General features: G+C 52.2%; 15 protein-coding genes and 3 pseudogenes. 8 read left to right on the forward strand and 10 right to left on the reverse strand.

The features are described from left to right. Positions 1-8 precede the first annotated feature (8 nt). Positions 9-3,101: a PAS domain S-box protein gene (locus tag MIH19_RS19485; protein WP_249006435.1), complete on the reverse strand. Its 3,093-nt coding sequence runs from the start codon at positions 3,099-3,101 to the stop codon at positions 9-11. A gap of 52 nt (positions 3,102-3,153) precedes the next feature. Beyond that, positions 3,154-3,981 (reverse strand): phosphate/phosphite/phosphonate ABC transporter substrate-binding protein, encoded by an 828-nt coding sequence (locus MIH19_RS19490; protein ID WP_249012807.1) that lies wholly within the window; start codon positions 3,979-3,981, stop codon positions 3,154-3,156. Positions 3,982-4,328: 347 nt separating this feature from the next. Here MIH19_RS19490 and MIH19_RS19495 point away from each other — a divergent pair, with 347 nt between their 5' ends. Then, positions 4,329-7,355, forward strand: coding sequence for an ATP-binding protein (locus MIH19_RS19495; RefSeq protein WP_249006437.1), 3,027 nt, complete (start codon positions 4,329-4,331; stop codon positions 7,353-7,355). Positions 7,356-7,452: 97 nt separating this feature from the next. Here MIH19_RS19495 and MIH19_RS19500 read toward each other — a convergent pair whose 3' ends face one another. After that, positions 7,453-8,340: a hydrolase or metal-binding protein gene (locus MIH19_RS19500; protein WP_249006438.1), complete on the reverse strand. Its 888-nt coding sequence runs from the start codon at positions 8,338-8,340 to the stop codon at positions 7,453-7,455. Positions 8,341-8,403: 63 nt separating this feature from the next. Beyond that, positions 8,404-8,931, reverse strand: a pseudogene (locus MIH19_RS19505) (endonuclease); the annotation flags it as partial. A 100-nt stretch (positions 8,932-9,031) separates the two neighbouring features. On the opposite strand from MIH19_RS19505, the gene istA reads away from it, so the two are divergent. Beyond that, positions 9,032-10,051: an IS21 family transposase gene (gene istA / locus MIH19_RS19510; protein WP_249005880.1), complete on the forward strand. Its 1,020-nt coding sequence runs from the start codon at positions 9,032-9,034 to the stop codon at positions 10,049-10,051. Continuing rightward, on the forward strand, positions 10,048-10,845 hold the full coding sequence (gene istB, locus MIH19_RS19515) for an IS21-like element helper ATPase IstB (RefSeq protein ID WP_249005879.1): 798 nt from the start codon (positions 10,048-10,050) through the stop codon (positions 10,843-10,845). The genes istA and istB overlap by 4 nt, the downstream gene beginning before the upstream one ends. Before the next feature lie 70 nt (positions 10,846-10,915). Here the strand turns inward: istB and MIH19_RS19520 are convergent. From MIH19_RS19520 to MIH19_RS19545, 6 genes and pseudogenes are all read right to left on the reverse strand, one after another. After that, a pseudogene (locus MIH19_RS19520) lies at positions 10,916-11,395 on the reverse strand (YqaJ viral recombinase family protein); the annotation flags it as partial. 83 nt (positions 11,396-11,478) lie between these two features. After that, positions 11,479-12,441 (reverse strand): DUF932 domain-containing protein, encoded by a 963-nt coding sequence (locus MIH19_RS19525; protein WP_249006440.1) that lies wholly within the window; start codon positions 12,439-12,441, stop codon positions 11,479-11,481. A gap of 31 nt (positions 12,442-12,472) precedes the next feature. Continuing rightward, positions 12,473-12,811 carry a hypothetical protein gene (locus MIH19_RS19530; protein ID WP_249006441.1) on the reverse strand — a complete coding sequence of 113 codons (339 nt, stop codon included), beginning with the start codon at positions 12,809-12,811 and terminating at the stop codon, positions 12,473-12,475. A gap of 83 nt (positions 12,812-12,894) precedes the next feature. Then, entirely contained in the window at positions 12,895-13,275 is a 381-nt protein-coding gene (locus MIH19_RS19535) for a hypothetical protein (protein ID WP_249006442.1), read from the reverse strand. Further along, complete coding sequence (locus MIH19_RS19540) at positions 13,272-14,402, reverse strand: hypothetical protein (protein WP_249006443.1); 1,131 nt, start codon at positions 14,400-14,402, stop codon at positions 13,272-13,274. Before MIH19_RS19540 ends, MIH19_RS19535 begins: the two co-directional genes overlap by 4 nt. Positions 14,403-15,354: 952 nt before the next feature. Next, a pseudogene (locus MIH19_RS19545) lies at positions 15,355-16,056 on the reverse strand (transposase). Between the two features lie 371 nt (positions 16,057-16,427). Between MIH19_RS19545 and MIH19_RS19550 the strand changes: the two are divergent. The 5 genes from MIH19_RS19550 to MIH19_RS19570 all read left to right on the forward strand — a co-directional run bounded on the left by MIH19_RS19550 (position 16,428) and on the right by MIH19_RS19570 (position 21,055). Continuing rightward, a complete protein-coding gene (locus MIH19_RS19550) occupies positions 16,428-17,201 on the forward strand; it encodes an ABC transporter ATP-binding protein (RefSeq protein ID WP_249006444.1) in 774 nt (257 codons plus the stop codon). Further along, positions 17,191-17,910, forward strand: coding sequence for an ABC transporter ATP-binding protein (locus MIH19_RS19555; protein WP_249006445.1), 720 nt, complete (start codon positions 17,191-17,193; stop codon positions 17,908-17,910). Before MIH19_RS19550 ends, MIH19_RS19555 begins: the two co-directional genes overlap by 11 nt. Positions 17,911-17,974: 64 nt before the next feature. Continuing rightward, positions 17,975-19,192 carry an ABC transporter substrate-binding protein gene (locus tag MIH19_RS19560; protein WP_249006446.1) on the forward strand — a complete coding sequence of 406 codons (1,218 nt, stop codon included), beginning with the start codon at positions 17,975-17,977 and terminating at the stop codon, positions 19,190-19,192. Between the two features lie 38 nt (positions 19,193-19,230). Next, positions 19,231-20,127, forward strand: coding sequence for a branched-chain amino acid ABC transporter permease (locus tag MIH19_RS19565; protein ID WP_249006447.1), 897 nt, complete (start codon positions 19,231-19,233; stop codon positions 20,125-20,127). A 7-nt stretch (positions 20,128-20,134) separates the two neighbouring features. Further along, positions 20,135-21,055: a branched-chain amino acid ABC transporter permease gene (locus MIH19_RS19570; protein ID WP_249006448.1), complete on the forward strand. Its 921-nt coding sequence runs from the start codon at positions 20,135-20,137 to the stop codon at positions 21,053-21,055. The last annotated feature ends 2 nt before the right edge of the window (positions 21,056-21,057 follow it).

Consider the following 21,057-nt stretch of genomic DNA (forward strand, 5'->3'; position numbering starts at 1 on the left):
TTCCTTTCTCAAACGGTTCGATTTGCTATCTGCGAAGACATATCTAATTTCTCACGGTAGCCAGCATATTCCAGCACCGTTTCATCTGCTACGTTTCTAACATCCGTAACAAGAGCAGGATATGAGCAAGCTGATGACTCACTCGCCAAATCTTCGAGTTCGCTCGCCGCAGCCTGGAGGCGCAACCCGCCAAAAGTTCCAGAACAGCTCTTGAGGGCATGGGCCTGCTCACGGATTTCGGCCTCGTCATTGGACTCGACCGCTCGATTGATGCCTTCAATCCGTTTTTTTATCTCATTAATGAACACCGAAATCATCATCGGTAAGCTTTCCAGCGATGTGTCTTTAACTAGCTGGTTTAACACATTCATGGACATTACTTCCCGCTCTTCGTCACTGTTTCTGGTTGGCTTTTGCATACCTGCTTCCTTCTGCTCATTCTCATTCAGGCAACGCATAATGGCGTCGTTGAGAACATCAATACTAAAGGGTTTGCTCACGAAGCCATTCATACCTGCTTCGGAGCAGCGTTTCATTTCTGACGTCTCCGCATTGGCGGTCAATGCAAGAATTGGGGTGCGCGAATTAATTCCACCTGAGTGGCGGATTTTCTCAGTGGCTTCCAAGCCATTCATTCGGGGCATCCTTATATCCATAAGGATCAATGCATAGTCAGTTTCACGAGCACGCTCCACTGCTTCCAAACCATCATGGGCGAGGTCAACCCGGTATCCACGGCTTTTGAGAAGCTCCGCCCCGATCGTCAGATTCGCCTCCACATCGTCAACTAACAGTATTAACTGCCCGCAAATATCGTTTCTCCTTTCCGATACCTCGTCCCCAATCGGTCCAGTCGCGTTTTCCTCAGCTCCTTGGGCACACCTCTCCGCCGAAGTCACGTCTTTGTCCGAGAAGGGAATCTCAAAGGTAAAAGTTGACCCAACACCAACCTCACTGTCAGCCCAAATAGTGCCACCCATCCCATTAACGAGTTTTTTCGCGATGGCAAGCCCAAGACCGGTCCCACCGAAACCCGAATCCCTGGCTGCATCCACCTGCTCGAACTCCAGAAAAATGCTTTCCAAGAGGTCGGAGGGAATACCCGGACCCGTGTCACACACCTCGATGCGAAGTCGTTCTTGTTGGTCGCCTCCAGCGAGACACACCGTTGAGGCAAATAAATTCACCTCACCCTGCTCTGTGAATTTCCGGGCATTATCCAGAAGAATGATCAAAACCTGTTTGAGGTGAATTCTGTCAGCAATGATTACTGAAGGTATCGATCGGCTGAACTCCACGTTTATATCGACGCCTCTTTTCTTACTATTTGTGAGAACCGAGTCTGCGACACTTTTAATGAGTTCTGCCGGCGAAAAACCAACCCGTTTGAACTCAATGCGACCGGACTCAATTTTGGAAAGATCAAGAATTTCATTAATGACGCCAAGCAACGAATCCCCGGACTGACGGGCAAGTTCCAGGTAGCGCCGTTCGGACTCCCCCAGCTTGCCTTGTTCATGGATCAGTTCCAGTGCGCCGAGTACTGCGTTCATCGGCGAGCGAATTTCGTGGCTCATATAGGAAAGGAAACGTGATTTAGCGGTCGATGCCTCTTCGGCTTGTATTTTCGCGGCCATCAATTCTTGTTCCCGTTCTTTTCGCTCAGTGATATCGCGGATGGCTGCCATCACAAACGGCTCACCGTCAATCCAGATCGCAGTCAGTGCCAGCTCAACGGGAAAAAAACGCCCGGATTTTTGTTGGGCAGTCGTTTCAACACGCTTGCCAATCAAAGGCCCCTCACCCGTTGCAAGGAAATGTGCCATTCCCCTTGCGTGGGCTGGTCTCATCTGCTCTGGGACGAAGTGATCCTCCATGGACTGCCCCAGGATCTCCGATTTTCGCCAACCGAAAAGAGACTCAGCAGATTTACTGAAATCTGTAATTTTACCCTTACTATTTATGGTTATGAGCGCATCAAGACTTGAATCAACGAGATTGGATTTAAGCTGTTCACTGACCAACACTGCATGCGCCAATTCATGCTCCTGGGTCTTGTCCCGGACGATCAGAACAAATTGCTCACCGTTTTCCATATGAATTAAGGACATATTCATTTCAAAAAAAACGGTTCTCTCCGAACCTGTGACGAAGCTGGCCTTGACGCCTTTCTGAACCCCTTCCCTGTCAATAAGCTGCCTATTAGTTTCAGAGCCCAAAAAATCAGCTATCGGCCGACCCAATAGGAATGATTCATCGATTTCAAAAAGGCTCTTCAGGTTCTGATTTGCAAAAACGACGCGCTTTTCATTATCGAGGATTGCGATACCATCGGGGGCGGCGTCGAACATGGACCGCATCTCTTCGCCTTGTGCAACCAACTTGTTATTGGATTCCAAAAGTTCTCTGTTGGCTTGCTTCAGCGCGCGTTCGCGCGCCAAAAGTGTCGCTGACATGAGATTAAAAGCACGAATAGTGTCTGTAACCTCATCATTTCCTTTCTCGGCAATGGGTTCACTTACGAATCCCGATCGAAGCGTTTGACTGGCATTTCGCAATAATAGCAGCCGCTTGGTGAGATAATACGCCAAAATCCATGAGCAGAGACCCACGAGTAAAAGTTCAAAAAATGCGATGGCCAACAGGTGGCCTTGCGCTTGTTGAGTCAGGGCGTGGAGTTCTTCAACAGAAAAGCCGATTCTGAGTAGGCCGAGGGTTTTATCCGCTACCCGTATTTCATGATGAATGTCGAAAACGCCATCAACCGCCTTTGCCACACTGGTATCAGGGTTGTCGGAGATGCCTGAAGTGAGACTTGAATCAGTCGCCGCAAGGGTCTTCCCGTATCGCTCAAGACTTGCGTATTTAACACCATCAAGCCGGCCTAATTGCTGCACTTGTTCCTCGAGGGTCGCCAGGTCAAGGGAAATAAGGGCATCCTGAATGACAGTGTCAGCCAGAAAAACAGTATCTTTCGCCCGTTTTTCAATAGCCGCCTCGCCCTGGTTTTCGATATAACGAGAGGCCTGGCATATAAGGATGGAGAGGAAAAGCAGCTCAATAACCGCAATGCCGAGAATCGTTTTCCACTTAAAAGACATCCTGAAGCCTCCGGCCGCTATCAACTTCTCTGAAACGCCATATTACGAGCATTCATTGATCAAGGCCCAGTGCCCTTACCTCATTCCAGTCCGCATCGTAAGCTACTTGGAACCCTTTGATGCCCAGCTCTTCAAGGATCTTCTGGCCCTTTTCAGAGTCGCCAACTTCGATCAATGCGTTTTGGAGACTTAAGCGGGTTTTATCCGGAACTGTCGGATGGGCCGCTACGGCATGCCCTATATATCCCGGAGAAATCCAGAGAATTTCGAGCTTTGAACGGATCTCAGGATCTATTTCGTTAAACGTTCTGAGAATCCCACCTCCCCCGGCAAAAATTCCGTTCGCCACAGCGCGATAAACGGAATCATGGGACCTGACAAACGTGGCTGTGTATCCGGGAGCGATATTATTAAGAAAAGCTCGCGTTATCAGTGTCGCAGCAAACGCGTTCGGCGCCGGAAAGGCGAGATCCAACCCCGTTAGCCCTGCCAGAGATTCTACTTCTAACGTGGCAGGAACAACGATGATACCCCGAAGAAAATGATCCCGCTGACGGACTACCGCAGTGTACCCTGGGTCTTCGTTATAAACCGTAAAGTGATAGGGATTCATATAGGCGACGTCGTATTCCCCTGCGGCAAGGCGTTTTTCGAACTCTGGAATGTCCGGTGCCGTTGAAAACTCTATCTTAAGGCCAGTCTTCTCAGAGAGATAATTAGCCAACGGTATCCATTGTCGGGCGAGTCTTTCACTGGCTTGCTGCGGAACGACGCCGAGCGAGAGTACATCCTCGCCCCCATGTTGAGATAAGCCCTTTGGTACAAAAATTAATAGACCGCCAATCACCATTGCGGCAAAAACCAATGTTTTTCTGAACATACCTGCAGCCTTCCTTAAACGTGTGGATATCATCATGCATATTTCACTCCATGTTCTCGGATTTTGTCTCAATCTAAATAGTTAGTTGTTTTTTGCGAACTGAAATAGCGCCGCCCAGGCAATATGCGATGCATTTTGCAACACATACTGCAAAACGCCCTGTTCCGGAGTGGTGACCGGAGCGATAATTCTCCGGAACAAAAATGACATTTTCAAATCGGCACTGAACTTGCAAGCACTCTGGCAACCGAGAGCGGATTCGCTTAAAAACAGCAGCCCGGCTCCCTTGATGATCAAAGACCAAACGGGCCAACGGCATTTGAATCCGTGGAAGAGGAAGTAACTGAATGATCGAAGCGGAAATTCCCCATAATGAAGCGAAGAGACTAGAAGCCCTTCAACGGCTTTCCCTACTCGACTCGTTGCCGGAAGAGCGATTTGACAGAATAGTGGCTATAGCCCGGGAGCTGTTCGATACGCCAGTCGCTCTGATATCGCTGATTGACGCCGAGAGACAGTGGTTCAAATCAAGGGACGGCATAAGCCAGCAGGAAACACCTCGTGCTGAATCATTCTGCGCGCACGCGGTAGCAGCTGACACTCCGCTGATAATAGAGAATGCTCTGGAAGACCAGCGTTTTTGCAACAATCCTCTGGTTACCGGCGAATTCGGGTTGCGGTTCTACGCCGGACATCCAATCCATTCCCCGGAGGGCTACCCTTTGGGTGCACTTTGCGTCATCGACCATAAGCCACGTCTGTTTAGTGAAAAAAACCAGGAGCTGCTTCGAACACTGGCGGAGGCAGTGGATGAAGCAATTGCATCCAGGAGAGCGAGGAATTATTTCCCGAAGGTAATCGAAAGGCAGCGCTTCGGTGCTTTTATGCAGGGTATCGGAAGTCGACTTTCCCGGCAGTCCGTGTCGCTGGGTATCGCTGCGAGCCTTTTCGCTGGTTTGATTATGCTAATGTCCAGCCAATATGTGCAATCTTTGGAGAGCGATTATCTTCAAGATCGAGCCTCAATCTCCAGCGCACTTTATAATCTGCGTGGCCGCATGGAAACCGAGTTGAACGCTCGACTTCATCTTACCCACGGTCTTTCTGGCTTCGTCCGGGCCGGCCCGAAAAACATTGATCGACAAGCGTTTCTATCCTTCGCGCAGGACCTCGGAAGCAGCATTCCTGGTATTCGCAGCGTTCAACTCGCCCCTGATGCCATCGTCACGTACATTTGGCCAGAGGAGACGAATAGCCCGGCACTTGGCCACCAACTCCTCGCAGACCCGAAACGCAAAGAGGCAGCCGAGCTTGCGATCAAAAGCCGCAAGCTCTGGGTGGCCGGCCCACATGAGCTGATTCAGGGGGGCACCGCGTTGATTGGTCGGTTGCCGATATTTTTGCCACATACTGAATCCGAACCGGGCGGCGGCTCAGACATATTCTGGGGGTTCGCGACAGTGCTCGTTGATCTGGACAACCTACTTAGAATCTCTGAGTTAGATTACCTGTCAGATAAAGCGCCTGTTGCGATTCGCGGATACAATGGGCTTGGCAGTGATGGCCGAGTCTTTGTAGGCCCAAGTGATCTATTCGAAGGCGAACACCTAACTGCATCTGTCGCGCTACCGGAGGGTAGCTGGGAGGTGGGTGTTGCTATACCTCCAGCGCCTTCATTTCATGATCTACCCGGCTACATCTGGGGATTGATTGTCTCGGCGGCGCTACTTATCTCGACCCTGCTTTACCTGCTGTTACGCTTACCATTTCGGTACCAGCAGGCCGTCGATAACGCAAAAAACGACCTCTCTCAAAGTAATGCCCGTTTTAAAGATGCCATCGAATCGCTTCCTGATGGGCTCTCTGTATTTGACTCCAACGACCGCCTCATCCGCTGTAACAGAAAATACAGGGAATTTTTTGCCAGCGAAAACATACCTGTGCCTTTGGGACTCTCATTTGAAGAGCTTCTTCGAGACGGGATTGCCAGCGGTCATTACCTCTTTCCTGACATTAAAGCGTCGACCCGTGAGGCTTTTTTCGCCAAGCGAATGTCCCACCACTTGAATCCAACCCCCGAAGGAATCGAGATCCACATCGCAGATGGGCGTTGTCTGCGGGCGCAAGAGTCCCGCATTCCCTCAGGTGGGACAGTTGTCGCCTATTCTGATGTTTCTGAATTGAAAAACAAGGAGCACGAACTCGCAAACGCCAAGAAAAAGGCTGAAACCGCGAACGAAGCCAAAACGGCATTTTTGGCGACCGTCAGTCACGAATTGCGCACGCCACTTAATGCCATTCTCGGTTTATTGAACTTGGTTCAAATGAGCGGGCGGCTTGAAAAGACTGACCAGAACTTCATTGATGTTACTTACGAATCTGCAGAACACCTTCTTAACCTTTTGAACGAACTATTGGATCTCTCAAAAATGGAGTCCAACAAGCTAGAGCTCGAATCCAACACCTTTAATCTCGCCTGTATTACCCGAAAGGCAATAACCCTTTGCGCCAACAGAGCAGACCAAAAAGAAATTTCGCTTATCGAAGATGTTGATGACACTGCTGACGTAATGGTTATCGGAGATGCGGGGCGCCTCCAACAGATCCTTCTGAACCTGATTTCGAATAGTTTGAAGTTCTCTGATCAAGGCTTAGTTACCGTCTCCGTCGAAAAAACAAAAAATTTAAACGATGAAATGTGGTTCTGCTTTCGGGTTGTAGACACCGGGATAGGATTTACTGACGCACAGGCTAAATCCTTGTTTCAACCTTTTAGTCAGCTTGACTCAACCGCATCACGAAAACATGAAGGGACGGGCCTGGGGCTTGCAATCTGCAAGCGCCTCGTTGAACTCATGGGCGGCAAAATATGGGCTCAGGGCGAGCTGGGAAAAGGCGCGACTTTCGAGTTTGAGATACCTTTTTTAGCCAGCGCGAACAACGATAAAGATGAAGCTATCTCGATGTTTGAAGAGGCAACTCCGTTAAATTTTACGGATAGGCCAGTTCGGGTTCTGATTGCCGAGGACTCTCCTGCTAATCAAATGGTATTCAGAGCCATGCTTGAGGATACAGGCTACGTCGTCGATATAGTCGGAAATGGACTTGAAGCGGTGACTGCGGCCAACGCGTTCGACTATGACGTGATACTGATGGATATCTTTATGCCGGAAATGGATGGGTTAAAGGCTACGCAAGCAATACGGCAGTCAGGACGGATGAACTCCAAACCAATCATCGCACTCACCGCAAACGCCATGCCCGGTGATCGAGAAAAGTTCATTGGCGCCGGGATGGACGATTATCTTGCCAAACCAGTGAACAAAAACACCCTGCTGAAAATGTTGAATCGCTGGTCCCATGCAAAAGCATAATTTGTGTAAGCAACTGACTAATCATCAGTTTGAGAAGGATAAAAAACAACCACCATGGCATTCTGACGAGTGGCCCGCGCGGACCACTCGTCAACATCTAGCTTGAAGCCGACTTTACAGAATTGCGGTCTTTCCGCAGTTTTGACACAACAGAGGCATTATCCAGCGAGCCTTCCACTGAAGTAGCGGGGTAAAACTCTTCAATCAACTGACTTGCCTCATCTTCGTCATACTCGAACAGCGCATTACCAAATCCCTTAGCAGCCGCCGCATCCAGAGCAGCCTGGTCAACGCCCGCCTCCTTCACCTGCCTGGCCTTTTCCCTTGCCTCAACCACCGCTTCCTGCAGCGACAACCCTTCCCTGATTACCAGATCCACATAGTAGATCGGCGTCCGATGGCTCTGCGTCGTGCTTTTGCCCCGGAGCTTCAATTCCAACGGCATGTAAGCCAGCAGACCACCAGAGACTGCCTGGTAGTAGCTCAGCCTGGCCGCAAGGGTCCGGATACTGTTGTAGCCGGTTGTGCGAAAGATGAAGGTGCCAAGATCATCGTCATCACCGACCTTCACGTTCAGACGACCATAGGGCTTGCACAGACCACCCTTACCGAACTCACACAGCGTCGGCCCCGGGCATGGCAAAGACTGCACTCCGGATTGCGTCAAGCGCTTGCATGTGTCGCCGTTACCTACACACAAGGGCCGTCCGCTTTTACGGTCGAACATGGTGTATTCCGCCCGCAGGTTGAGATCCGCTTCGTTGAAGAGCATGCGTACCGGAATGGTTCGCAGTTTGCCGTTTGGGGCATCCTTTCTGAGCTCTTCGTCGAGGGGGTGTAGAATCCACCCACCCTTCTCCTGGATTTGGGAGGTGATGGTGAACTGGTTGTCTTTCTGTGGCAGCCGGATGCCGTTTTTCTCAACAACCCGACCAATGCTGATACGCCCTAATACCGGGGGCGTGATGGCTAAACCTTTAATCATGATGCATCTCCTGGAAAAAGGACCACGGGGCGATTGCCACGCCCGCGTGGCCAAATGGGGTATTTATGCTCGAATAAGGAATCGCCGGCTTCCCGGCTTGGTGAGTGGGTACTGATCTAGTAGGTCTGGCTGATCCGTCAGTAGCTGCTTCACATTGAGCCCGACGGAATCCTTGCTCCGTTTCCAGCTCACGCTGCCACTGGGGAAGGTTGCCTTTGAGGCTTCGCCCATCTGGCTTTCGATTCGCTGTTTCAGGTGGGATTCTGTGGATTTGAGGCTTTCCATTTCCGTGCGGATGGCCAGTAGCTCGTCGAACGCATCGGACAGCTCCTTGCTTTGGCTGAAGTCCAGGGTCTCCCCTCTGTCCACTGGGTACAGATGGCGCAAGGCACGTTCAGCAGAATCGGTTCCATCGACTGGTGGTGGGGTATCTGTCTCCACGAAATCCCAGAATTGGCGTTCCAGCACGTATAGCGCCTCGATGAGCTCCTCATTCCGTTCAATGCGGTAGATCTTCAACTCCTGACCACAAAGCAGAACGCACACGTCCGCCGCCTGTTTGCCGGTGACGGCCAGTTGGTGCTGAACCTGGCTGTCACCGCCACAGTAATACTGACCCACCAACGCCAACTTAAAATTGACCCACCTGAGGCAAAATAGCCGCTTAATCACACGATCAGAGCGGCGGCCGATGTTGACTCAGGAGACACTTGTGGAAATTCATGTATTGCATCGTCAGGGCGAGAGTATTCGCGCCATCGCTCAGAAACTGGGCGTGTCCCGCAACACCGTGCGCCGCTATCTGCGGGATCTGAGCGCGGTGCCCACCTATCCCGACCGAACGCAGAGAGCGACTAAGCTGGATTCCTATAAAGACTATTTGCTGGCGCGGATCGAAGCCGCGAAGCCACACTGGATACCGGCAACCGTGCTGTTAAGAGAGATCCAGGACCGCGGCTATGCCGGCGGGATCAGCCGGCTCAAGTCCTACATTGCCGACTTCAAAACCGTCGAATCTGATCCGGTGGTTCGCTTTGAGACGCCGCCTGGCAAGCAGATGCAGGTCGACTTTACGACCATTTCCCGTCACCGGCGCAAGATCAAAGCCTTTGTGGCCACGCTGGGGTTCAGTCGTGCCACTTACGTCCGGTTCTCCGAGCACGAGCGCCAGGAAGACTGGTTGCAAGGCATCGAAGAGGCCTGCCATTACTTTGGCGGAGTCCCCCAGGAGATCCTGTTCGACAACGCCAAGACCATCATGATCGAGCGTGATGCTTACGGCGAAGGCCGCCATCGCTGGAATGCTCAACTGTTGGCAACGGCTCAGGATTACGGTTTTATCGCCCGCGCCTGCCGGCCCTACCGAGCTCGCACCAAGGGCAAGGTTGAGCGCTTCAATGGTTATTTGAAGGGCAGCTTCATCACGCCTCTGGCGGCCACCCTGAACCAGGCTGGACTGAGGTTGGACGTGGCCACGGCCAACGCTCACATAGGGCCTTGGCTTGAGTTGATAGCGCATCAGCGCATTCACGGCACCACCGGTGTTAAACCTCAGATACGGCTGGATCAAGAACGCTTTGAGCTCGCGCCGCTGCCATCACGGCCACAACCGGTGGTACAACAAGCGCCGGCCTCAATCCGACCTGTTCCGACAGAGAGCTTTCAGCATCCCCTCAGCGTGTACGACCGGCTGTTGGAGGCTCGCCTATGAACCTGCAACATCAACGTATCGAGCACGCCTGCGCAAGCCTAAAACTTGATACCTTGGCCAGTGAATGGGCGGCTATCGCCGACCATTCTGCTTCAAACGAAGGCACCCTGGCTGACTTCCTGGAACAGCTATTAAACCTGGAACTGAACGCCCGGTCACAACGATCCCGAGAGACGTTGCTGAAGTTCGCGGGTTTCCCGGGGCGAAAGTTATTTGAAGATTATGATTTCAAGTTCGCCAGCGGAGCCCCGCGTAAACAGCTGAATGAACTGACGAGCATGGCCTTTGTAGAGCGAGCAGAGAACGTGGTGCTTCTGGGCCCCAGTGGCGTTGGCAAAAGCCACCTGGCCATCAGCCTGGGCCACAAAGCCGTCAGCCAAGGCATTAAAACGCGCTTCATTGCCGCGGCCGACATGATGCTGCAACTGGTCATTGCCCGAAAACAGGAACGTCTGGATCAGTACTTAAAACGCAGTATCTTAGCGCCACGGCTATTGATCATCGACGAAATCGGCTATCTGCCATTTGGTCGCGAAGAGGCCAATCTGTTCTTCAATGTCATCGCCAAACGCTACGAGCACGGCAGTGTCATCGTCACCAGTAACCTCCCATTCTCACAGTGGGCCAGTGCCTTCTATGGCGACACGACATTAACCGCTGCGCTATTGGATCGGCTGTTACACCACGCGCACATCGTCCAAATCCGGGGAGAAAGTTATCGATTGAAGGATAAGAAAATGGCGGGTACCGCACCGATCTCAACCAGCAGCCAAGACCTATTAACCAATACTTAAACGCCCAGGGTGGGTCAGTTTTAGATTGGCGATATTGCCAATAAGTGGGTCAGTTTTAAACTGGCGTTGACACCTGGCATTGGATGTAGTCCGGAACGCCCTCTTTCCATAGGCGTGATCCGAACTCCCCTGCCGTTTTGCACTCCAGGATCTGCACGTCGTCATCGGCTACCACGGAGTAGTCGAGGTTCGCCAACATCCAATGCTTGTCCGGATCTGGGTGTTGCAACACTGCATTTACTCGGCGCACCTTCCGGCCCGTCTGTTGGCTGTACTGCTCAGCTACGATGGGTTCCAGGATATGGCCCCAGTAGACCGGTGAGCTGGGGTCGTCGGAATCCGGTTTCGGTAGACCAGCGTCCCGCTCAGTTTTGACCATCCAAAGTTCGAGCTGAGATTGATAGGGACTTATGCCAACCGCTGCAGCGGCATCACTACTGCCAATGCCTTGCTTACGTACCTTCAGCCATTCATCCCGACTGAGGCCCTTAGTGGAGACCAGCCGCAAAGCCGGTCGCTGTTTCTCGATTGCCTTTGCATTCATGCCCATGGTGTTTCCTCCAGACATAAAAAAACCCACCAGAGCAACAGGCTCCGGTGGGTTTTATGAGGGTTTTAATTTACGGGAAGTGGTTAAGCCACGAGAGACATGGCCTGTTCCAACGCTCGGTTCTTGATGGCCGCGCCGGTTCCGAACCAGGCGGAATCCAGCCGGTGGTCAACGGTTTTGGCCCGGCGTTGGTGATCGATGAATTCAGTCACAGCATTCACCAAACCGTAGGCAGTACCTTCGGATGAAGCCAGCGTGGCGCCCATGCCATCGCCTTCATACAGCCCCAGGGCTTTGGCCATGGAGCGCTCATTAGTTTTACCAACGCCCTCCTTCACGTCCTCCGTAAATACTTTCAAGAAGTAGTTGCGGGCCTCAGTGGCTTTCACCTTACGCTCACTCAGAATCTTGAGGCGGTACATAAAGTCGTCCCAGGCGGAAACGGATATGCCCAGCTGCTTCTTCACCAGGTTCGCATCGAAGGCTGTGTTGTGCTTCACCTTGACTGCGTTGGCCGCGGAACCCTTCAGGGCAACGGCGAGGGTGTTGTTGCACAACACGCGGATGCTGGTGAACTGCGCAGTCGTCGCCAAGGTCCCGTCACAAGAAGTTGCCAGTAGCACATAGGCATTAGTCTGGTCGTTACCTTTGAGCAATCCCGACTGACCGGTACGGGCGAGTGCCCACATTTTACGGCCACCTTTCAGTAAACCAGCGGTTTCCAGCTCAAAACCGGACACCTCGGTCAGGTCCCGGTAGAACTCTAGGATTTCCTCAGGCTGCACCACTTTGAAGCGGTTACCGACAACCGATAACGGAGCCTTGGTATCCGAGCGGTAAAGCACCTTGGAGTCCGGATAGGACAGAATCTCCCCGAGGGTGCCACCGGCATTGGTGACGTAGCGAACGGGGCTTTCCTCGATCTGCCAGTCCAGTCCGGCCTGCCTCGCCCAGACCTCCAGGGGCTGGTTTGAAGTCAGTTCATTCCCCAGGCCATGCCAAGGGGCTTGGCCAACATAGGCCATTTGCTCGATGAGATGAGCCATGATTGTTCTCCTTTGGAGTTTGCGAGGGGAATTAAAGGGCGTCTTCGCGGGAGTCGGAATTAGTGCTGAAGGAATAGCCGCACTCAAGGCATCGATGGTTTTCGAGCACGCGTTCATCCAGGACATCGCCCAGAACCACGCCAGCAGAGGCGCCGGTTGCGCCACCTAGCAAAGCACCTATGACGGCGCCACCGATACCACCGACGGGGCCTGTCAGTGCTCCCACTGCAGCACCCGTTCTCGCTCCTGCAATCGCAGCTACGTAACCGCCATAGGTGCCCGCCGAAGCACCGATGACGCCGGCGGCTTTCTTACCATAGTTGTTCTTGCCAATCCGACGGGACAGGCAGTTGGGGCATTGCTCGGACATGGAAATTACCTCTGTGAATTGGGAGGGAGGCACTGTTAGTGCCTTAGCTCACAAAGGTGATATAGGTTTGAAATCTCGTGAAATCAGGTACCGGTATTGCTAAAGAACCAATCGCGCTCCTCTGCCCTTCTTCTCAGGATTTTGGCCTTTTTTTCAGTTGCGCTTGTGCCATAAGGGCTGAAGTCTATAACCGCATGTTCAGGGAAGTTTTCTAAGGGATCGTCCTTTGTTTCAAGCTCAAGCTGCGCGCACTCTTGACAAGTCACCGCCATCACTCCGACTGATGATTGTTTTAGAGTCGTGGTGTAATGCTCATAAGCGTCTAAGGCTGCGATTAGATGGCCGTCGTATACCGACAACTTTTTATCGTCCTTTGGAGTAGGTCTAAAAGCCTGCGAAGAAACTCTGCCATTTTGGATAAAGCTTGGGTGGACTTGTCTCAGCAGCGGCGTGTCTACCTTCACAATGACTCTCCGTTAAATTGTTCAAGCAGACCGGTAACGTTTTCCCAACCATTATCTTCTGAAAGGTTCACTTGTAATTCAGTTTCTTCCTCGGTTGGCATATACAAAGCATGAAGGTGGCCTGACTTAGCGGCCAGGTTAATATCCAGGGTTATTTCATAACGGCAGATGCTCCATTCTAGCTGCACACCACCTTCAGCGGTCGGGTATAGATAGGGAGAGGGTAGCGGGTCACTCAGATAGGAATCTAGCCGACTTTCTAGCCAGTTCAACTGGTCAGAATCAAGAGCTTTACCTAATTTGCCATCCAGCCAGCCACTCTTAAGCAAACGCAGCTCATCGATTCGCGCGCCCACATCACGTTCGTCTAACAACGTGACATGCTCAACTTCTTCCATACTCTTCAATTGACCGTTTCGATTATAGAGGCCAATTCCTTGAATGCTTACTCGAAGCCCATCTCGATACCCATTGAAAGCTTTAACAATGGTGTCGAAATGCTGCATTGGGATGGGACCTGAAACTCTCTGTCCGCCGATGGTCTCTATTTCAAAGGTAAGCTTGGCTTGATCAGCTTCAGGAATCACTCCCCTAAGACTTACCTCCTCAGTAAGTTCTTGCAGCTGAGTTGAAGCCAATCTCAATGCTCTTCGCGTGGTCTGATTCAACCTCGCACCTCGTCCAACTGCCTCTGGAGCAAAATCGATAAATTCATCCTGACGCAGACCTCGTCCGAGCTTATCAAAGTAACCTAGAAGAAATTCTGGAAGATGTTTTTTTATTTCAGTATGTTGCGCTGCCGCTTCTATTGCGTCGACGATGCTGTCTCGGGCACGCTCAAAATAATTCTGATTTGCTGGTGCAATTAGTTGACGCTGATCGACGAAAAGCGACATATCTGGCATAGCGCTGCCCTCGTCAACAGCAGTCAGCTTGACGGAGATACCTTTTGTAAATCCTCTCGGTGAGCGTTCGCGTTTCGGATGATCGTTAAGATAGTGCCACTTCGCAACCTCGACAATCATTTCCTCCAATACCGCGAACTCCTTCAGCATATCCAGAGGAATCGCATGATCGTCGAAACGACTCCCGGCCATCCTTGGTTTAAGAAAGGGTACTCGCTCCATGTTGAGCAATGCTCCTTCGTTCACTAAAGTTATGTAACCACTGATTCTCTTGCTCACTAACCAGAAATCATCATAGGCTAGCCCAGATCATAGTGCATTTGGCTTGATTTTTCCTGTAATTGGACCGACTAGCAATCTTTTAAACCAATTTCAGCTCACAGGGCACAAAAAAACCGGCTGGTAGGATAAGCATTCTTGATACTCCCAACGCCCCCGATGCTAATCTTGAATTTTGAACCAACTTGCTCCTTAATCCGGCAACCGTGATGCGGAACGGGTGAAAGTAAAGTCCAAATAGCTATGTACGATGATGCCCTAATCAAAAGTTCCTTAACGAAGAAACTTGTCACCAGGTCGAACTAGGTCGCGGGAATCAAGTAAGACGTTCGCAGACTGTGGGTAATAGTGCGGGTAACCAGAAAATCTGGAAACTAATTTAACTTTTAAATCAGCTTCTTGCCCAAGTTATTTGGTGGACGCCGTCTCCACCAACTCCTGAGGCACCGGGATTACACCGGAACTCATAGAACTTTAAAGCCCCGCTAGTCGGGGCTTTTTTCTGTCTGTAATTTGAGCCTAATTAAAACAACATCAGCACCAACACCGGCTACCGTAGACCTAGCCTCATCCAAACTGTTGATTTTTGGTATGGTATTGCCTCAGAAAAAACTAGCGATTTATTACCCCATTTTCAGCTCATCCCTCACAAAACAATTTTCTCTGAGCTATCCCTGGGCAGTCACCCGTTGAGAATAACCACCGCATGGAGTAGTCCCCGAGTGAACGCCTAGAACAACGTCAGATCGTTGACTTGATCTTGTCCATAGGAGAACTCCGGCGAGGCGATTTTAGGCAGTCCCAGTATGGCGGCAGCACTCTCCCTTTTACTCTATTACTGTGTTTGGAGCCCCCCCTTTCCCCATTGGTGTCGGGCCAGGGGGGGGGCGATCATCTAACTGGGCACCAATCGCTTAACCAGTGCCGAGAGGTCTTTCTTGTAGGGATAGCTCACTCATCAACACCCGGATTCGGCGCGTGTTCAGGATGACCACAGCGCCGACCTTGATCAGCTTCAACCGCAAGGTGCCAGCGCTCATGCGCTCGAAGGGTGTGTTTTTCAGATGCACCCGCAGAAGACATACAGCGGGAAGTAGCAATGGTGATCGTAGTACCGGTTGAAGAACTTGCCCGGCTAGTCGCCGTGCACCGGGATATCGGTGCCGTCGAAATCCAGCACGATTTCTTTTGGTGGGGCATCGTGCTGGTCAATAAAGTGGTGCCAGAGCAGTTCTTGAACCTTAACAATGGTTTGTCGGTCCATCGCCTGTTCCATTCGACAAAGCGTGGATTTGCCGGCCAGGACGGAGGCCTCACCCGTGGCGGTTTGTAGCGCCTGATCAAAACGTAGCGACTCATGGTCATTCAGGTCTTCGTAGCCACCGGCTACGCCGTAAACCCGTTGCCGGACCATGGTATCGAGTCGGTGACGGATCATGCTGGAATCCCGCTGGTCGATCAGAGTCTCGGCTAGTCGTTGGGTTAACCGGTGTTGTCTGTCGACTTCGCGCAGTAACAATTGACCGGCATCAGAGGTGATGTGCCCTCCGGAGAAACCGGCTTCAATCTGGCGGCGGGAGGGTGGCGAGAAGGTCAGTTTTTAAGGTACCATTTTGGATACGGCTGCTGGTACTTGTGTTTGGTTAATTGGTTAGGTCATTGAAAATATAGCACTTTTAGCCGCTTTTTTTATCCCCTCATGAGAAATTCGGGCCAGGAATAACCGCGAGAGATCACGGGCCTGAGAGCGGCCCGCGATTATTTCCAGACCAATGACTTCCCATCTCTCAATCCCCGATTTTTGTTTTTATCCAGTGCCCAACTTGACAGAATCACCGTTCACACCTTTACTAGGGCCTGAAATATCTATGTAGAGGTCAAGCTCTAACAACCTGTTTTTACGTTGAAAAAACAACAACAATCAATGATTATCAGTGTCTGAACCACTGATCAGCCGGGGGGCTTACCGTGACCGACCATACCCAGAAACCAGACGCTATTCTGGAAACCCGTGGCCTTACCAAAAATTTCAAGGGTTTCACCGCCATCAAGGACGTCAATCTCAGTGTCAAAACCGGCACGATCCATGCCTTGATAGGCCCCAATGGGGCAGGCAAAACTACGTTTTTCAATCTGCTAACCAAGTTCCTGACGCCGACATCCGGCAAGATTATCTATGGCGGCCGGGACATCACCCACGCCAAGCCGGCAGGCATCGCCCAGCTCGGCTTGGTTCGCTCGTTTCAGATTTCTGCCGTGTTTCCCCACCTGTCAGCCAGGGAAAACGTTCGCATTGCTCTGCAACGGAAACTGCAGGTGTCCTACCAGTTCTGGCGTCCGATGCACATTCTCGATCAACTCAACGAGAAGGCCCAGGCAACGCTGGAGGAGGTCGGTCTTGGCACGTTTGGGGACGTAAAAGCGGTTAAACTGCCTTATGGGCAAAAAAGGGCATTGGAAATAGCCACGACCATTGCGCTGGAACCGAGGCTGATGTTGCTGGATGAGCCCACTCAAGGCATGAGTGCGGAAGATGTAAGCACGGTGACCGATCTGATCAAACGCGTAGTCGCGGGCAGGACGATTGTCATGGTTGAGCACAACCTCAATGTGGTATCGACGCTCGCCGACCAGATTACCGTGCTGAACCGGGGCGAAATCCTTGCGGAAGGCAATTATGCCGAGGTTTCCAAAAACCCCGAGGTGATGGAAGCTTATATGGGTACGACTGATGCAGCCTGAGCAAAAGCCGGAATTACTGCGAATTGAGAACCTGCACGCCTGGTACGGCGAGTCCCACATACTCCATGGCCTGAATCTGACACTGCGCGAGGGTGAGGTCATTACCCTGCTTGGCCGAAACGGTTCCGGGAGAACGACAACCCTGAAAGCCATACTCGGGCTGGTCAGTAAACGCACTGGCTCCATCAAAATCCACGGCACCGAAATCATCAACATGCCGACACACCGGATTGCCCACGTGGGCAAGCTGGGGTATTGCCCGGAAGAACGGGGTATTTTTGCCTCTCTGAACGTGGATGAAAACCTCGAATTGCCTCCGGTAGTCGCCAAAGGTGGGCTGTCAGCGGCCGAAATATACACCATGTTTCCCAACCTGGAAGAACGCCGTAAAAGCCAGGGATCCAAGCTCTCCGGCGGCGAACAGCAGATGCTGGCGATTGCCCGAATCCTGCGCACGGGTGCCACCCTTCTGTTACTGGACGAAATTACCGAGGGGCTTGCCCCGGTCATCCTGAAAAGCCTGGGTAATGTCATTCGCAAGCTCAGAGAAAGGGGCTTCACGATCATTCTGGTAGAACAGAATTTTCACTTTGCCGCACCGTTGGCCGATCGGCACTACGTGATTGAGCACGGCCAGGTGGTAGAACAGATTGATGCGGCCGACCTTGAGGCCAAAAAAGAGCAGTTGAACAGACACCTGAGTGTCTGAGCCTTTGGGCCAGGACCGCCTTTGTGGATCCGACCCGGAACCTAATAACAAAAGGAATCCCACTATGTTGAAGCACTTGAAACAAGGATTGGTCGTCGCGGTGGCTGCGGCGTCCCTCAGCTTACCTCTAACCGCAGCCGGAGCTTTGTCTGACGACAAGGTCAAGATCGGGGTACTCAGTGACATGTCGGGGGTCTACAAGTCCCTGGAAGGCCCCGGTGCTGTTATCGCGGCTGAAATGGCCATCGAAGACTTTGGCGGTTCGGTCATGGGCAAATCCATTGAGTTGATCTCCGCAGATCACCAGAACAAACCGGATATTGGCGCCAGCACCGCACGTGAATGGATCGACACCAAAGAAGTGGACATGATCACGGCGCTGGATAACTCCTCGGTCGCGCTTTCAGTGCAGGGTCTCGCCAAGGACAAGAAAATCATCACCATGAATACCGGGGCGGGTTCCACCGCGCTGACCGAAGAACAGTGCTCGCCCTATGGCATTCACTACGTCTACGATACCCATGCCCTGCCGGTGGGTACCGCCACCGCGATGGTTAAAAACGGCGGCAAGAAATGGTTCTTTATCACCGCGGACTATGCCTTCGGGCACTCACTGCGAGATAACACCGGCGCGGTAGTGGAAAGCATGGGTGGCGAGGTGGTCGGCAATGTCAACGCACCGCTCTCCACCAATGACTTCTCGTCCTACCTGCTGCAGGCCCAATCGTCCGGTGCAGACGTAATCGGGTTGGCCAATGCCGGCCAGGATACGGTCAATGCCATCAAGCAGGCTAACCAGTTCCGTATTGTCCAAAGTGGTCAGAAACTGGCTGGCATGCTGGTGTTTCTAACCGATGTGCACAGCATGGGTCTCGACATTGCTCAGGGTCTGCAATTTACCACAGCCTTTGTCTGGAACCAGAATGAAGAAACCAAAGCCTGGTCCAATCGATTCAATGAGCGCCATGGTGCCATGCCAACAATGGTACAGGCAGGTGTCTATTCGGCTGTGTCCAACTACCTGAAAGCGGTGAAGGAAGCCGGAACGGACGATACCGAGACGGTTCGCGCCAAACTGGGTGAAATGACCCTGAACGACGTGTTCGTGAAAGGTGGCAAAATTGCCCCCAACGGCTCCATGTTGCACGACATGTACCTGGTGGAAGTGAAAAAGCCCTCGGAGTCGAAAAGCGAGTGGGACCTGCTGAACGTGATCTCAAAAATTCCCGCGGATCAGGCCTACATCTCGATGGCAGACACCAAATGTTCGTTGGTTAATTAACACACGGTTTGACAACCACTTAAAGGGAGATAGCCAACGTGTCGATACAGGTCATTCTGGCCCAGGCGCTGCTTGGGCTTAATGTCGGTGTGTTTTACGCCATGTTGAGCCTCGGGCTTGCGGTGATATTCGGACTGTTGAACATTATCAACTTCGCCCACGGCGCCATGTATATGCTCGGTGCTTTTATCGCATTGATTGGCTACTCCTTTCTGGAGCAGTGGTTCGGTGTCAGCGTCCAGATTGGCTTCTGGGCATCACTGGTTCTGGTGCCGTTGCTAGTCGGTCTGCTGGGGGTGCTCATTGAGCGCTTCCTGCTCCGGCGCCTGTACGAACTGGATCACATATATGGGCTGCTGCTGACCTTCGGAATCACTCTGATTCTTCAGGGTCTGTTCTCCAACTACTTCAACGTCTCCGGCACCCCCTATCCGGGTCAGCCGGAGAGCCTTAGTGGTGTGATGAACCTTGGTTTTATGTATTTCCCGACATATCGCCTGTTCGCCATCGTGTTCTCGCTCGTGGTGTGTTTTACCACCTGGTTCTTTATTGAGCACACTAAATTAGGCTCGCGTCTGAGAGCCGGTGTCGAAAACCCAGACCTGACTCAGGCGTTTGGTCTTAACGTTCCGCTGATGATAACCCTGACCTTTGCTTTTGGTGCTGGTCTGGCGGGGCTCGCGGGAGTGCTGGCTGCTCCGATGTACTCGGTCAGCCCCTTGATGGGGGCCGACCTGATCATCGTGGTATTCGCTGTTGTGGTAATCGGCGGCATGGGCTCCATCATGGGCGCTATTCTCTCTGGCCTTGCACTTGGCCTCATCGAAGGCCTGACCAAGGTGTTCTATCCACCCGCTGCCAGCACCGTCATTTTCTTCCTGATGGTGCTAGTGCTGTTATTCCGTCCGGCGGGACTGTTCGGTAAGGAGAAGTGAGCCGCTCATGACCAATCGTATCCTGTTTATTCTGATGCTTGTTGCAGGCCTGACCGCTCCGTTCTTCGCCTACCCGGTGTTTGTCATGGATCTGCTGTGCTTCGCGCTGTTTGCGTGCGCCTTCAACCTGTTACTGGGTTATGCCGGGCTGTTGTCGTTTGGCCACGCTGCGTTTTTCGGCGGAGCGGCCTATATCACGGGGTATGTCACCAAGGAGTGGGGCTTTTCGCCGCTACTCGGTATATTGGCAGGAACCGGATTTACCCTGGTTCTTGGCAGCATTTTTGGCTTCCTGGCGATTCGCCGACAAGGCATCTATTTCGCCATGGTCACTCTGGCGCTGGCACAGATCATCTATTTTCTGGCGCTGCAGATGCCATTTACTGGCGGCGAGAACGGCTTGCAGGGCATCCCTCGGGGCGAGCTATTCGGGTTCATTGATCTGAACAACTCCCTCGCCATGTACTATTTTGTGTTCGCCATTTTCCTGATCGGATTCGGCATCATTTACCGCACCATTTATTCGCCGTTTGGCGTCGTACTCGAAGCAATCCGGGAGAACGAATCCCGCGCTTTGTCGCTGGGGTATGACGTAGACCGCTTCAAGCTGCTGGCCTTTACTATCTCCGCTACGGTTGCTGGGCTGGCCGGAGCTACCAAAGCCATTGTTTTCCAGTTTGCTGCACTCACCAACGCCCACTGGCAAACCTCCGGAGAGGTCATTCTGATGACCCTCGTGGGTGGGCTGGGCACCGTATTTGGCCCGGTCGTTGGCGCCATCACCGTCGGTGCCCTCAGTCATGAACTCTCATCCTTTGGCTCATGGGTGCAGGTGATTCTGGGTACTATCTTTGTGGTTTGTGTAATGGTGTTCCGCCGTGGCATCGTCGGTGAAATCCAGCGACTGGCCACCCGTAAAAAGGATTAGAC

This window comes from Marinobacter sp. M1C (assembly GCF_023314135.1).
Classification (GTDB): domain Bacteria; phylum Pseudomonadota; class Gammaproteobacteria; order Pseudomonadales; family Oleiphilaceae; genus Marinobacter.

What these genes read in the sequence shown, in the direction of transcription:
- MIH19_RS19525 (WP_249006440.1), bottom strand. Translation starts at nt 12,441, where the DNA reads ATGGCTCATCTCATCGAGCAAATGGCCTATGTTGGCCAAGCCCCTTGG.
- MIH19_RS19555 (WP_249006445.1), top strand. Translation starts at nt 17,191, where the DNA reads ATGCAGCCTGAGCAAAAGCCGGAATTACTGCGAATTGAGAACCTGCAC.
- MIH19_RS19495 (WP_249006437.1), top strand. Translation starts at nt 4,329, where the DNA reads ATGATCGAAGCGGAAATTCCCCATAATGAAGCGAAGAGACTAGAAGCC.
- MIH19_RS19500 (WP_249006438.1), bottom strand. Translation starts at nt 8,340, where the DNA reads ATGATTAAAGGTTTAGCCATCACGCCCCCGGTATTAGGGCGTATCAGC.
- istB (WP_249005879.1), top strand. Translation starts at nt 10,048, where the DNA reads ATGAACCTGCAACATCAACGTATCGAGCACGCCTGCGCAAGCCTAAAA.
- MIH19_RS19530 (WP_249006441.1), bottom strand. Translation starts at nt 12,811, where the DNA reads ATGTCCGAGCAATGCCCCAACTGCCTGTCCCGTCGGATTGGCAAGAAC.
- MIH19_RS19490 (WP_249012807.1), bottom strand. Translation starts at nt 3,981, where the DNA reads ATGTTCAGAAAAACATTGGTTTTTGCCGCAATGGTGATTGGCGGTCTA.
- MIH19_RS19540 (WP_249006443.1), bottom strand. Translation starts at nt 14,402, where the DNA reads ATGGAGCGAGTACCCTTTCTTAAACCAAGGATGGCCGGGAGTCGTTTC.
- MIH19_RS19485 (WP_249006435.1), bottom strand. Translation starts at nt 3,101, where the DNA reads ATGTCTTTTAAGTGGAAAACGATTCTCGGCATTGCGGTTATTGAGCTG.
- MIH19_RS19560 (WP_249006446.1), top strand. Translation starts at nt 17,975, where the DNA reads ATGTTGAAGCACTTGAAACAAGGATTGGTCGTCGCGGTGGCTGCGGCG.
- MIH19_RS19570 (WP_249006448.1), top strand. Translation starts at nt 20,135, where the DNA reads ATGACCAATCGTATCCTGTTTATTCTGATGCTTGTTGCAGGCCTGACC.
- istA (WP_249005880.1), top strand. Translation starts at nt 9,032, where the DNA reads ATGTTGACTCAGGAGACACTTGTGGAAATTCATGTATTGCATCGTCAG.